This is a genomic window from Streptococcus sp. 29896, assembly GCF_032594915.1.
Classification (GTDB): domain Bacteria; phylum Bacillota; class Bacilli; order Lactobacillales; family Streptococcaceae; genus Streptococcus; species Streptococcus suivaginalis.
The window spans coordinates 1,356,831-1,371,884 of record NZ_CP118733.1; the positions used below are offsets into that span (position 1 = coordinate 1,356,831).

The 15,054-nt window shown below is 42.3% G+C and carries 10 protein-coding genes; all 10 read right to left on the reverse strand.

Annotated features, from left to right (window positions below):
* Window positions 1–124: 124 nt before the first annotated feature.
* The gene (locus tag PXH68_RS06270) at window positions 125–1,705 is read right to left on the reverse strand and encodes a DEAD/DEAH box helicase (RefSeq protein ID WP_248028739.1); all 1,581 of its coding nucleotides are present in this window, start codon (window positions 1,703–1,705) and stop codon (window positions 125–127) included.
* Window positions 1,706–2,178: 473 nt separating this feature from the next.
* Window positions 2,179–2,883 (reverse strand): hypothetical protein, encoded by a 705-nt coding sequence (locus tag PXH68_RS06275; RefSeq protein ID WP_248028740.1) that lies wholly within the window; start codon window positions 2,881–2,883, stop codon window positions 2,179–2,181.
* Between the two features lie 12 nt (window positions 2,884–2,895).
* On the reverse strand, window positions 2,896–3,774 hold the full coding sequence (locus tag PXH68_RS06280; RefSeq protein WP_248028741.1) for an ATP-binding cassette domain-containing protein: 879 nt from the start codon (window positions 3,772–3,774) through the stop codon (window positions 2,896–2,898).
* Between the two features lie 145 nt (window positions 3,775–3,919).
* Window positions 3,920–4,810 (reverse strand): class C sortase, encoded by an 891-nt coding sequence (locus tag PXH68_RS06285; protein WP_248028742.1) that lies wholly within the window; start codon window positions 4,808–4,810, stop codon window positions 3,920–3,922.
* Window positions 4,811–4,846: 36 nt separating this feature from the next.
* Complete coding sequence (locus PXH68_RS06290) at window positions 4,847–6,331, reverse strand: SpaA isopeptide-forming pilin-related protein (protein WP_202848331.1); 1,485 nt, start codon at window positions 6,329–6,331, stop codon at window positions 4,847–4,849.
* A 28-nt stretch (window positions 6,332–6,359) separates the two neighbouring features.
* Window positions 6,360–11,459 (reverse strand): InlB B-repeat-containing protein, encoded by a 5,100-nt coding sequence (locus PXH68_RS06295; protein WP_248028743.1) that lies wholly within the window; start codon window positions 11,457–11,459, stop codon window positions 6,360–6,362.
* Between the two features lie 158 nt (window positions 11,460–11,617).
* Entirely contained in the window at window positions 11,618–12,211 is a 594-nt protein-coding gene (lepB, locus tag PXH68_RS06300; RefSeq protein ID WP_248028744.1) for a signal peptidase I, read from the reverse strand.
* A complete protein-coding gene (locus PXH68_RS06305) occupies window positions 12,195–12,464 on the reverse strand; it encodes a DNA repair protein (protein WP_202848334.1) in 270 nt (89 codons plus the stop codon). The genes lepB and PXH68_RS06305 overlap by 17 nt, the downstream gene beginning before the upstream one ends.
* A 224-nt stretch (window positions 12,465–12,688) precedes the next feature.
* A complete protein-coding gene (locus PXH68_RS06310) occupies window positions 12,689–13,687 on the reverse strand; it encodes a LacI family DNA-binding transcriptional regulator (protein ID WP_248028745.1) in 999 nt (332 codons plus the stop codon).
* A 153-nt stretch (window positions 13,688–13,840) separates the two neighbouring features.
* Window positions 13,841–15,031, reverse strand: a complete 1,191-nt coding sequence (locus PXH68_RS06315) for a glycoside hydrolase family 88 protein (protein ID WP_248028746.1) — start codon at window positions 15,029–15,031, stop codon at window positions 13,841–13,843.
* Window positions 15,032–15,054: the final 23 nt, after the last annotated feature.

Here is a 15,054-nt window from a genome sequence, read left to right on the forward strand (position 1 = left end):
TGTGCCAAAAGTATTCCAATCTAATTGGTAGTGTAAAAATAGGTGGACTGATTTCAATAGTCACGATAATAAATGAAAAAGAGTACTTCCAATAGGAAATACTCCATAACATTCTTAAGTTTGCTTATCTTTCGCCCTTATTGCGAATAACAAAGCCTGTTTTCTTTTCACTTGATGTACGTTGGTGTGGTTTTTTGTTGTCCTGACGGCGGTTGTCACGTTTGAACTTGTCATCGCGACGGTTGCGGTCGTTACGATCGCCACGGCGTCCTCCGCGGTCTCGGTTGCGGTCACCGTCACGACGGCCACCACGATCACGGTCGCGACCACCACGTCCACCTTTACCCTTGGCTTGACCAGGAGCAAACTTGAATGGCAGTGGTTTTTCACGCGCAATTTCCACTTCTGGCAAGCTATCTGGATCTTGTACGGTCAGACTGAGTACGTAGAGCGCAAGCTCTTCGGGGGTAAATTCAGCGGCCAACTTAACTGCATCTTTCTTGAATTTATCGAAATTGCTACGGATGGTTTCATCAGCCATTTCGCGCTCAATCTTCTTCAAGGCAACTTTCTTCTTGGCTTCAAATGCTTCCTGAGCAGTTGCTGGCTTGAGACCTTTCATACGTTTCTTGGTCAAATCTTCAATAATAGCCAAGTAGCCCATCTCGTTTGGCGAAACAAAGGTAATAGATTGACCTGATTGACCCGCACGACCTGTACGACCAATACGGTGAACATAGCTTTCTGGATCCTGTGGAATATCGTAGTTGTAGACATGCGTTACACCTGAAATATCCAAACCACGCGCCGCAACGTCCGTCGCAACAAGGACATCAATTTGGTCATTTTTAAAATCACGAATAACACGAAGGCGCTTGTTCTGGTCCAAATCTCCGTGGATACCCTCTGCACGGAAGCCACGAAGTTTCAAACCACGAGTCAATTCATCAACACGGCGCTTAGTACGACCGAAGACGATAGACAATTCTGGCTGGTCAACGTCCATGAGGCGTGTCATGGTGTCAAATTTCTCATTTTCTTTGACACGGATATAGTATTGGTCCACGTTGACGTTGGTCAATTCCTTGGCCGCAATCTTAACGTGCTCAGGCTCTTTCATGAACTTGACACCGATACGCTTGATTGGCTCAGGCATGGTCGCAGAAAATAGAAGAGTTTGACGGCTTTCTGGCACACGCTCGATAATCGCTTCAATATCGTCCAAGAAGCCCATGTTGAGCATTTCATCCGCTTCGTCAAGAATGAGGGTTTCAACGCCGTCAAGCTTGAGAGCCTTGCGTTTGATCAAGTCCAAAAGACGACCAGGTGTACCAACTACGATATGAGCACCAGAGCGAAGGGCCTTGATTTGTTTTTCAATGCTAGAACCACCGTAAACCGAGCGAACTTTTACTCCTTTTTCACGGCCAAATTTGAAGAGTTCCTCTTGACTTTGCACCGCCAACTCACGCGTTGGGGCAATAATCAAGGCTTGAACAGCTTGATTGTCGATGTCAATCTTGTTGAGGGTTGGCAGACCAAAAGCTGCGGTTTTCCCTGTCCCCGTCTGGGCCTGACCAATCACATCTTTTCCTTCCAGAGCAAGCGGAATGGTCTGCTCCTGGATTGGTGACGGCGTTTCAAAACCAGCCTTCTCAACGGCAAGCAAAATGTCTTCTGACAACTGTAAATCTGTAAATTTCAATGTATTCTCTTTTCTAAAAGGCAGTGCGAAGCTACCTTATCTCACTTTTTTGTAACAATTATTTCCACTGGCAGCGAACTACTACTCAATGAAAATCAAAATTAGCCTAGCTTCAACAGTCTAGGAATAGACTGTTGAAGCTGGGAAATCCTACGAACTGAGTTCGTGTCACAACAGTCTAGGAATAGACTGTTGAAGCTGGGAAATCCTACGAACATTGTTCGTGTCAATTAGTCGAAGGTAGAACACTGTTACTTCCTTGTTTGTAGGTAACAAGCTGAAAAGCTCCACTGGAGCTTTTCACTCACCAAGACGAGTTGACAACGGATGGCTTTGATTTTCGCAGAGTAAACCAGTATCAGACTTGCAACTTACCTAGTATAACACATTCTAGTCATAAAGGTTAGCTTTTACCTTGAAAATCAAAATAATACGTTTTCATAAAAAGCAATCTCTTGCGAGATTGCTTGATTTTACTTCAATTCCTTTTTTGAAAATAGTAGAGCACCGCAGCTTACATAAACAACACTAAAAACAAATGCCAAGATAGAAGGCAGTGACAGTAGATTTTTGGTCCCCGCCGCGACAGATAATTGTGAAAACATCATAAAGTCCGCAAAAAAATCCGTTTTAAGAAGAATACCTGTCGCCATCATGAATAATTGATCAAATAAGAAGGCAATCAGAATATACACCATATAAACTTGATAAATTTTGGGGAAAACAACAAACAAGATTGTACAAAAACTAGCAATCACAATATAAAAGGGCAACTGATAAACAAAACCTTCTAAAAGAACCCCGTAATCTGCTGCCCCATTCATCATTTGACGAGCAAAACCAGTCAGCATATAGGCAAATAAGACATAGAAGACGCAAAGTCCCACACTAGACAACCACTTGTGAGTTAAAATCTTCAAACGATTCTGGGTACGTACTAGGCTATTATTGACTGTCCGAAACTGAAAATCCTCCCCAAAGAAAATCTTGGCTGGTGCCACAAAAAAGAGTGGCAACAAGTTTGTCCAGTTGGATAAGATATCTTGGGCACCAGTCACCTCAAGGTCCTTACTGCTACTATAGGCCAAAATCAGACTCAACATCACCACAATTCCCAGACTGACCAAGCACAACTTTTCCTTACGAATACGATACCAATCCGCTTTCACCAAATTCATTTTCCATTCCTCCTAGTTCAACAAACTCAAATAATATTCTTCCAAATGCTGGCCCTGACGGTAAATCTCCAGAATCTCAATCCCTGATTGACCAACCAGATTAATAACCGACTGAACATGCAGTTCCGCGTTCAGAACCAAACCTGATTCTTCCAAACCGACTTCAACACCTTTTTCTTCCAAATAAGCCTTTACACCTGCATTATCTACCGTATCCAGATAGAGCTTTCTAGCCACAACCGCTGCCAAATCAGCCCTGGTCAGATCACGAATAACCTTGCCCTTGTGCATGATGACAAAGCGATCTGCCAACAACTCCAACTCCGACAAGATATGACTAGAAATCAAGACCGTCATCCCGTACTCATCCCGCAAACGCAGGATGATGTCACGCACCTCCTTGATCCCAGACGGATCCAAACCATTGATCGGCTCATCCAAAATCAAAAACTCTGGAAAGTCAATAATCGCTAAGGCAATCGACATTCGCTGCCGCATCCCAAGAGAAAAATTCTTGACCTTCTTCTTCCGATCTACATCCCCCAAACCAACTAAGTTCAGCACTTGCTTGATACGCTCCGTTGGATTTTCTAAGGACAATTGCAGAGCTGCGTACATGAGATTGTCCCAGGCAGACAGATTGGGGTAAAGCGTAGGCGACTCAATAATAGCTCCCATCTTAACTGGTTTTGGAAAGACCAGCTGACCCGTCGTTGGAAAAATCAGCCCTGACAAGATTCGGATAAGAGTTGTTTTTCCCGCACCATTTTGTCCAACCAAGCCACAAATCTCTCCACGCTGGATGGCGAAAGATACCTGATCCACCGCCGCCTGCTGACCATAATTTTTACTCATTCCCTCAATCCGCAATAAGACATTCTCTGTATTCATAAGGCTCTCCTTTTTTGTATCAATGTATAACTGTATTAAATATATCATACAATAAAATGTTTGACAAGTATTTTTTTTAAAAAAATTTTTTCCACATAAAAAAATAAGGCTGGACCAAAGTCCAACCTTTTTTGAAAATCATAGACTATTTTTCAGATAAGCCCCAATCTTGAAGCCGGAATTGTTTGAGCTCCAGATAGATTCGTTTTTTCTTGTTGTAACGATCGCTTGTTACCACCAGTACATAGAGTAAGAGGATTACTAGCAAGGGAAGGGATAAAAATGGTGCAATAAAGAGGGGCGGTAATTGCATCGCATCTGCAACTAGAGCTGCAGTCCCATCCGCATTCTCAATCCGATGACCTCTGACAAGCAGGCGGTGACTGTTGACTCCGTAAGGCGTACAGGTCACAAGTGTACAGTAATCCATTCCCTCAACCAGCTGAATATCAGACAAATTGGTCGGCTCCACCACCCGAATTTGATCCACCTCATAGGTGATGGTCTGATCAAAGACATGGATGGTAAAGGTATCACCTTCCTTGAGTTTGTCCAAATCAGAGAATAATTTTGCAGAAGGAAGACCCCTGTGCCCGGAAAGAACGCTGTGACTACCTATTCCTCCAATCGGTAAGGATGTTTGCTCCAAGTGACCGATAGACGTTTGCAGAACATCCTCATTGGTCCCATGAAAGATTGATAATTTCACATCGATTTTTGGGATACTGATATAACCCATTATCCCGTTTTTCTCTAAGTTAAGAACCTGATGGTAAACTTCTCTTTTAGCAGGCGACATGTTCCAATCGATGCCATTTTCAATCAATTGTTGATTGTAAACTTCTGCATCTTCTAAAGCTTCCTTATACAAGGTGGCGTCTAGATTGGAAACTGTCTCTACATAATCTAAAATCGCTTGAGATTGATGAAACGAATTCCAATAATCACTAAAACTAGGATAGAGAAGGAGACCGAGGCCCAGTAAAAAGAGTGCTGTCATCATAGCTGTGAATTTCCGCCCTTCAAACCAGTTCATCCGCTCTCCTCCTTTCCTAATGGTTATCTGATATGATTAGTCTAAGTTTTTCATTCTGCGTTTTGAAATTAAAACAATCGCAGCGCCAACGATTAAAATAGAACCTACTGTGTAGAATACGCGCGTACCGAAAGCACCAGTTGATGGCAATTCTGCACCAGCTTGGTTGACAACTTCGATTTCACCATTTTGATTATTCAATAGAACTTGTTTGCGTGCAGTCAAGATATTGTAACCAGAAGGTGCTTTGATTTCTTCTAACCAATAAGTCTTGTCACCTTTCAAACCTTTGATAACTGCTGTACCACCTTGGATAACAACGCCATCTTCGCCTTCAACTGCAACACGATAGGCACCAGCTCCATCCGCAACTACCTTAACTTCAGTTCCACCAGTTTCTTGGTCATAAAGACGGAATTCTGCTCCTTCGATAACTTGTTTTTCTGGATTTACCTTTTTAATGGTTGCTTTATAAGTATTGATGTTAGTACCGCCACCTGGAATTGTTTCAATTGGTGGATTTTTAGGGTCATCTGGATTATCTGGGTTTGATGGATCTCCCTTACCATAGTACTTGATATTGGCATTGTTTGTTGCCTGACCTTCTTTAGCCTCTGTTGTGACAACTGCCTTATAAGATACTGTAAGGTTTGTAGGGGATTTATAAATCGATTGATAGTTTTCGCCAACCCAACGCACACCTACAACCATTTTTCCACTTGGGTCAAATGAAATATTGGCTGTATCAATAACTTTGCCGTCCACTCGGACAACAACACTGTCTTGTTTGATAGCCAATCCTACAGGATTATCTTCAATAACATAGCGAATAATTTGTTGCGTTTGCTTGTTTTCAGTCATGTGGTTAGTTGCAACAATCTTGATACGGAAGTCAAGCACATCTCCGATTTGTGCTGTTGAAACATCCACATACTCTCCAGAAGCAATCTTAACTTTTTTACCACCAGGACCCTTATCTGGATCAGGTGTATCTGGCAAGTCAGGTGTATTTGGATCTGGAACTTTTGGTTTCAGATCGTTTTTATCGATAACAGTCGCATTTGGGTTTGTACTGTCAACTGTAATCACTGCTCCAAGAGATGATTTTACAAAGTAGTAACCATACTCCAAACCTTTAAACGTTAAAGTATCTGCGGTCGCTGTTGCTTCGCCTACTTGTTTGCCGTAACTTGTTGCCCACTCTGCAAATTCAGTGGTTGTAATATCAACCGTGTCAGCTGTTTTCACTAAAACGTTTCCAGCTGAATCTGTTTCAAACCATTTGTTATCAGTTAATGCTGGTTTGTCTGCCATTAACTTGTAAGAAATACCAGCATCTGATCGAGTCGCATCGAATAGTTTATACAAGGTATAGGTTTGACCTTGAGCAGTGTTACTGATAGTAATGGATGCTGGCCCAGAGCCACTATTCACTTCTGTCTGTGCTAGTGCCGTTGTTCCATGCACTAGAACGAGTAGCCCTGCCAAGAGGGCCGTGAAAAATCGTTTAATCTTTTTCATGATGATCCTTTCTTAAAATTGTAATAGGTTAATAATAGCGTTTTTTCCAATAATAACTAACTCCTGCCCCAAACATAAGGACAAGACCAATTCCCATCACCAGGTGTCGTCCAAGACCACCGGTTTCTGGCAAGGCAGTACCTGGTTGGTTGGCTACCTGCAGGCGATGGCTATAGGAGATTAATTCTCCTGTTGAGGAACTTGGTTGGTTGTGATTAAATCGAGCCATTTCTGGTCGTCCTGCTTGACCAGTCTGATCCGTCAGGGTCAAGACAAAGGATTGATTTTCTTCTGCAACAGTAAAGTAGATATCCTCTGTCAAGACGATGAAACCATCAGGTGCCGCCAGTTCTTTCAATCGATAAGTACCTGCTTTTAAGCCAACTAGGTTTGCTCCTTCAGAACTATCTATCAAGATGGTGTCAATTTCTGGTACTGCTACCCACTGGCTACCGTCCCACTTGGTCAACTCAAATTTTCCACCTGCAAGCGGTGTCCAGTGATGACTGGTTTTCTGGAGATTTAGTGTTGGGTAAACCGTCAATTGACCGTTTTGAACTGTCACTTGATAGTTGGATTCTAGGGTATTTGGACCAAATGAATAGGTAAATGTATTTTCACCTTTCCCTGGATTTATTTGTGATCCAAGTACATTGAATTCAACCGTTTCTCCATCGACCAATCCGGTGTAATCAACACCCGTTGGAACTGAAATAGCAACAGATTCTTCTCGTAATTCCAAGCCGTCGTAGCCTTGTTCAGCTGAATCTGAAGTGAAAATGAGTTGCCGCGGCCGAATAGTCAGACTACCATTTTCAATCACAAATCGGACATCAAAGTTTGGATTGCTGTTTCTGAAGAGATGGTACAGATCGAGTGTATAGGTTCCCGCATCTTTTCTCTCAACAAAGTAACGGCTCTGATCTGCTACAAGCTCAATATCTGACTCTTGGTACAAACCAGAATCATCAGAAATCGTCCACTCGTAGCCCACTCTTGTTGTCAAACCATCATAGGTTTTCTCCTGCTTTTGTCCTGTAACTGTAACCGTAACAGGTTGCTTGGTGACTAAGAGACTACCTGCTTCATAGGTAATCTTGTAGAAATCCTGACTCAGATTTGCAGCACCACTTGTCCGACCTGAACTTCGGCTAATCCGTGCTTCTTTTGGAATCGTTTGGCTCGAACCTGCATTTGTTTGACTACCATCATAAGCAATAGACGTCAGACGATCCGTTGGCTTGAGTCCATCGACCAGTGCTAAATCAGACAATCCGCTGCTAACCAAGGCAGTTCCATCATAGACTTTTTGCTTATCTGCAGCCCGAATCAAGAGATTCTTCTGATAGTAGAGATTGATGGTAATCTCTTGGCTCTGGTTGATTTGGTAGTAAATTTTATTTTCTACCTGCTGATGATCGATCGAGTGATGGTAGCTATAGCCTTCAATTCCCGGTCGTTGAACAATGTAAGCAGATGGACGCTTTCTCGTTACATAAAGTGGATTAATTCCTGGAATTGGATTGCCATCCATATCCAGATAGTTGACTCGAATATGCGCAGTATCATAATCACTATATCTGAAGGTCAGGATATTTTTTCGACTATCAGATGTGAAATAAATCTGCTGGACATCATCCAAGGCAAAATAATCTGTCGCCAACATGCTTTCTGTCACTCCTACTTGAGTGCGCATGTGTTGCTTATCGACTTCTACCGGTCTTTCTTTAGCAAAGATAAATCCAGCTTCAACATCTATGACGCGTGTTGGAGCCACTTCAATCGCCTCATTACTTGCCAAAACATAACGTATCGTGTAGGTGATGTTTTGTGTATTCGGCGTGTAATAGAAAGTAATGAGATTTTCTCCATAGTGTAGAGATACCGTTTGCCGGAGTTGGTCTGGCAAGTATCCCGGTATACCTTTCGCACGAACCGTAACATTTTGCCCATTTTGAAGACTCGGATCTTCTACCAACAAATCAGGAGACAATTGTCGCGACGTATTGTGCTCGAGATAACGAACACGATAGGTAGTTGCAATTGGATTCCAACGAGCGTAAAGGGTAATATTGCCTGTAACCGGTCGATTCCAATCATACAAAGTTCCTCCAGTACGCTCAGTGTACCATCCCATAAAGCGATGATTATCCAAACTAGGCGCACCAGGGTTGTAGACTTTGTTGTACTTTGGAACAGTCATACTGTCAAATTGTCCCTGGCCACCATTGGTATCAAAGCTGACCGTGTAATCAGGTTTTTCCCAATTTGCATATACAACTTTGTTTTGACCGTACATTACAGTCCACTGTACTGGTACATTAAAAGTTTCATCTTCATACCAACCACGCCAGATAAAATCACTATCTACTCCAGCTGGTCTAGTTGGCTCTTCACTATAGGATGGTGAACTGATATCTCGACCGAATGGAAGATTTGGAATTGATTTGATAATTGAACTTCCATACACATAATCCAGAGTAAAGCTATTTCGTTTATAGTAGAACCGAAAAGTCTTACTACCATTGCTCTCAGTGGTGCCCTTGTAGCCACCACTTGGGGGTGATGTTAACTTTGTAAATCCGAAAATTTCTTTTTGAGTCACATTACCCATGGAATATAATTCTTGGCTAAATCGAGTAGCAACTTGATACAAATTCGGATTATTTGCATCCTGAAGCCAGTACTCCACTTTATGCTTGGTACCTTTAAAACTAAACTGAGCTCTTAATTGAACAGTATTTTTATTATCAGCACTTTCCACTACTTCCGGTGTCAGTTCAAACCGTTTTGTAGAGTATACAGGTCTATTCTTTCGTAAATCATCCCATCCAATAAAATACCATCCTGTTCCATCACGGTGCGGTCTCGGATTTCCAGATAAATAAACTTCTCTAGGATTATCAACTGATGAAGGCCATATACTTGAAAGATCTTGGCCAACAACAACTCCCCTCAAACGATACTCGCTACCTCTATAGGTTTGACCGTTTATCGAAATCCGAGGCAGTCCTTTGATATAAGCATCAAATCGTGGATCTTCTACGTCAAAGACAATATCATAGCGCTTCAATCGATAATAGACGACTAGTGAAGCTGTGCCGTCTTCGGTAATGACCGTAGTAGATCCTTGATTTCGCTCTGTATCCAACTCATAGTAGAAAGGCATATCTGTCAAACCTGGCTGACTGGAAGCCGTAATTGTCTCACCTACAAAGGCTTGGGCAGTCTTGGTCTGATGATAGACTGTCACAATCTGCTGTGAGGCGTTATTATACATCTCCCGCATGTAGACAATTTTGAAATCAACTTTCTTGCGTTCCCATTTTGCATAGAGTTGAGTATCTTTGTCCAAGACCACGGTCCCAGACTTGGCTGTTCCTGTGAAATTTGGATTGTCATACCATCCTCTAAACTCAAAACCTGGTTTAATCGGCTGGATACTTGTTATGGAGACCGTCGTTCCATATGGAGCGACGAGCGGTTCGATATAGGAACCACCTTGACTATCGTAATACAAGCGTGCATCTAATCGTCTATAATAATGAACTAATTCCTGACTTCCTGTATTATCCAAAGTCAGACTGTCTGCACGTTCAAACTCCATATATGGAAATGCGAGAATTTGGGGTTCGACGGGACTTCCAACCATACCGTGCCCCTTGACTTGGTGGAAAGTGGTATACCCACTTCCTTGCAAGTCTCTTACCTTATAGACGAATGTAAACTCGGTGTTGGCAGGCTTGTAGGCTAGGCGCATCATAACTTGATGATCTTCCGTACCATCTAATCCATCCAATCGTTGCAAATCTCCACGATTGATACTTAACTGACTGCGTTCTGCATAGTAAATCGTATCTGAAGCCAGTGAATCCTTTTCAAGCAATTTAGTAGATTCAGGCGGAGTAATCAGATGCGGTAAATCCCGCTCTTCTAATTGAAAAATCTCCGTGTCAAAGACAACTTCTTCCTGAGATGTTTGACTGACGTAGTAATATTGCACCCGTACAGTATAAATGGAAATCGGACTGAATACTCCATCCAAGATCATATCACCTATTACCGGCGTTTCAGCAGTTACAAATTCTCCTGTTTCTCTATTCACCCAACCATCGAAACGGAAACCTTCTTTGAAAGGTGCCTGTGGTAATTCTCCCAACTTAGCATTGTCTGTCTTTTCAATCAGGTTTGAAATTTCTTGCTCTTTGCCTTCAAGGTCTTGGTAGATGAACTTGACGGTATGGTAGTCTTTGTCATCAATGGTCACACGATTAACTGTTCGGTTGTCCGACGACAAGAGACCATAAGTTGAAAAGCCCTTGGCTTCAAAACGAATGCTTGAAACCTCATCTGCTTCTTTTTCCTCTTCAACCGGTAAAAACTCTGGCTGTTCTTGATGTTCTTCTTCAAAGTGGACAGCCATCAGCCCTTGATTGGCTGGCAAATGGAAGGTGGATTTATAGTCAATCCGAATATCCATCGGCTTTTGAGGCTGTATTTTTTGCCCATTATACTCCAAACTGATGTCATAGAATCGAGCTTCTGCCACAGCATCCTTGTCCTCTAAAGCCTCTTTAGTCTTGTCTAGGAAAAAGGCATACTCCTGAGAATCTTGATTCAATTCTTTGACCTGAATCTCTGTTCCGACTGGAAGAAGAGCCTCTTGCTCAAAGTCAGCATGAAGGGTCCAATTCTTATCTTCAAAGACCAAGCTGCCTGCATCGAGATATTTGATTTCTTCCTCAGGCGGACTGGCTTCTTCAGGGACCATTTTGGTTCTTGCTTCTGTCGATACGGTTGATTCTGCTGGACTGGTTTCAGTAGCTGCAGGGGTCTCAACTGCTGTTGCTTCTGTATTAGAATCGTGCTTTACAGCTTGCTCATTAGCTTGCTGACCTATTAGCGGATCTTGTCCTTCAATTTCTGATAAGGTGGACTGTTCTGAATTCTCTTCCTGTTTTTCAAGGTGTATCCCATCCTGTTCCTGCGCCTGTTGTTGCTCAAGCGTTATTGCTGGCAAAACCAGGGCATAGGTTGTTACGAAAACAACCACAGTGGCAAGGAATACAAGAATTCGACGATACTTGGTACCTTTTATTGCAGAGAATAGTTTTCTTAATAAGTCCATTTTTTCCCTCCTTTCTATCTAAGATATGTTGATGTAGTGCTATCTTCTATAAAGATTCCCCCTTTTATCTTTTATTCCAAGATGCCTTCATCTCGGTTCCAAATCACCTAACCAATCACGGTTAGTTTGACTGTCATGAAAACAAGTGGTCTGCTCTGCTATTCTAATAAACCAAAGTCAGACATAGGCCATACCTTAAATACCAGCTTCCCTACGATTTGTTCTTCAGCAATCGTTCCAATAGTCGTGTTACGCGAATCAATGGACGATTTTCGGTTATCTCCCATCACGAACAAACGGCCATCTGGAACTTGATAGGGCAAGTCGATATTGGTCTCTCCAAAATCCTTATCCTTTATGTATGGTTCATCTAAGAGCTGGTCATTTACATAAACATTTCCTTCTTCGTCCATATCCACCCATTGTCCTGAATAGGCGATGACACGCTTCACCAAGATATTGTTGTTGTAGTAAAAGGCGACTATATCTCCTTGTCGAAAACTGCTTCCCTTGACCGAAACAACAATATCTCCATTATCTAGACTGCCCTTCATGGATTGCCCATAAATGCGCAAAATCGGCAGATACAAGACTGCGACCAAAACCGCGACGGCTGCCACGACGATCAACATGAAGATTGTACTCTTTATCGTCGATAAAAAATTTCTCTTGTACTTTTCTTCTCGATAGGCCTGAGCAATCTCCTTGGAAGAGGGTAAGACGATTGGTTCTTTCTTACTGGCTTTCTTCATGTATCTCAACACTCTTTCGTTCTATATTTTCAAGATAGAGATTTGCAGCTTTTTGGGCTTCCTCGAAAATAGCGGTCACACCAAGCGCTGCTTCTGCTAGCGTTCCAGCAGATGAGTAAACAATCTGTCTATCCGCCAACGCTTTCTCCAATTCTGCAACTCGCTCTGTCAATCGATCAATTTCTTTACTTTGCGCTAATAAGATTTCGAGCAATTCCAAGCGCTTCAATTTTTTTAACTCTTTATCAGCCATATTGATCTCCCATCCCTAAGTCTATTCTCTAAATTGATGGACAATATAAATAAAACCTATAACGATATATTAATTTTTGGTTTGATTATAATATCATATTTTATGTGCATTTTCAAAGAATTATGCTCTCCAAATCAAAGTTTTATTTATCCATAAACAGTGCATATTTTTTCACCTCCTAAACCATAGGAAAAGTTGCAACAAAAAAAGAGCCAGTTGGCTCTCTACTTGGTCGATTCCTTCCACTGAGTCGTGCATTCAATGACACGATGAATCGGTTCTTGGTTTTGATCTCTCAATTGACTAATAAGGGTCTCTGCTGCACTTTCCCCCACTTTTATCCCATCATGAACAATGGTTGAAATGGCTGGTGTAGAAAAATCCGTCCATTCACTATTTTCAAATCCAATCAATCCTGTCTTTGGAAAAGCAATTTCCATCTTCTTCATCAGGTGATAAACATGTGGCAGCGCCCAAATATTAATAACAACAATCAGGGTTTCCTTATCCTGGTCCAAATGCTCTTGCAAAAAAGCTTCCACTTCATCATCTGAAAAGACCTGGTCAGCTAGGATATATTCTGAAAATGTTTTGTTTTTATCTGTCACAGCATCAACAAAGCCAGCAACTTTTTCCAGTCTGGTCGAAAGTCGGCCTGTCTCTGCAGAAATCAAGATAAATTCTTCGTAGCCTTTGTCAATCATTTGACTAACAGCTTCATAAACGGCGTGGTAAAGATCGGACTTGACCCAACTCGAACGATGTTCAAAGATTTGACTGTCAAAAAAGACCAAGCCACCTGTTTGTTGCAAAAGATTACTGTATTTCCGAAGGGTTGCACTAGGCTGGATGATAAAACCTTCTACCCCTTGTAACAACATGGAATCTAAGATTTTTTCTTCCTCTTCTACTTGAAACTGGCTTTTTCCCAGCAAGACTTGGTAGCCCTGTTTCCGTGCTTCTTGCTCAATACCCGCAATCACTTGACTGGTGATGGGATGTTCAATCTCACCAACTAAGACACCGATTAAGCCCGTTTTTTTCGAGTTCAAGCTCCTTGCCAATGCACTCGGTCGGTAGTTGGTCTCCTTGATAACGGCTTCAATCCGCTCTCTGGTCTCAGACGACATTTTCTCAAACTTTCCATTCAGATAGAAAGAAACTGTTGTTTTTGATGTTTGAGCTAGTTGTGCTATATCTTTGATGGTTAACTTCCTGGTCACCCGCTCTTCCCCTCCTTCATAAGGGATATTATATCACAGGATAGCGTTTGACTCTACAATTACTTATTTATGTAAGGAACGACATAAGTTTTTGATGAATAGTTTCTTACCTGATAACAAGAAAAAAACACGCCAAAGAGCGTGTCCTTCAGTTTATTTCCAGAAAGATTGCCAATCTTTTGTAAATCGAACCAGGGCTTCCAGGTAGAAATAGTCTCCAAAGATGGTTCCTTGATTCACACCTTTGGATTCTTGCCAAGAATAGACTCCCTGTAACAAGAGTGGTTCACCCGCTACCAGTTGGCTGTTACGATAGTTGGTCAGGATGGAACGCAACATATCGTGCATGGCATAGCGATAGGTCTCCTTGTCTTCATCAACTTCTGGAAGGTATTTCAACATCTCATGCATACCACAAATGGCGATTACTGTTGCTGACGAATCCTTGGCCTGATCGTCTCCATCTCCAAATAAGAGGTCCCAGTACGAAACATGATCTTCTGGTAATTCATTTAAGAAATAGTCGGTCACACCCTTGAAGAGGTCGATGCACAAGGGGTCCTTGAGGCCTCCATAAGTCAAGCTGGTTCCATAAATCACCCAAGCCTGGCCTCGTGCCCAAGAAGAATCATCGCTGAATCCTCTTCTAGTCACACCATGTAAGGGGTGCCCCGTTGCAGGATCAAAGTAGAAGGAACGGAAGGTCGATGAATCACTACGAATCACGGTCTTCACTGATGTGTGAAAATGCTGGCGTGCTATTTTAAGATAAAGCTGCTCACCAGTTTCTTTGTAAGCAAAAAAGAGGAGTTGAAGGTTCATCAAGCCTTCAATCATCAGACGGTACTCTGCAGCATCCCCTACTTCACCAAGTGCTTGAATAAATTGCCCCTTTTCTTGATAGCGGTCTGCTAAGGCTTGAGCAGCCAACAAGGCTGTTTCACGAGCCTCAAGACTCCCTGTTGAACGGTAATCCGCCACACAAGAAAGCTGGTAAAGCAAGCCAATATGATGGGATGGAGCTACTGGGTGCTGGTCCAAATACTCCCGCATCAGCTTGCTATACTCCTGCCCCTTGACTTTGAAATAGTCATCCTTAGTCACATCATAAGCCAACCAAATCAAACCTGGCCAAAAGCCATTGGTCCATTTTAATTCTTGATGGGGACTATAGAGATAGTCATTAGTATAAGAGGATGGAAAACCACCATCAAACCGCTCACAATTCAATCGCACTTGGTCCAAAGCCTGGGTCAAGGCATCCTCTAAATCACTTTTGGTCAAAAGAGGATGTTGCTTGTACTCTTCTGATCGAAAGATCGGGTCAATCCATATTTCTCTCATTCTATTTCTCCCCATTACGTAAA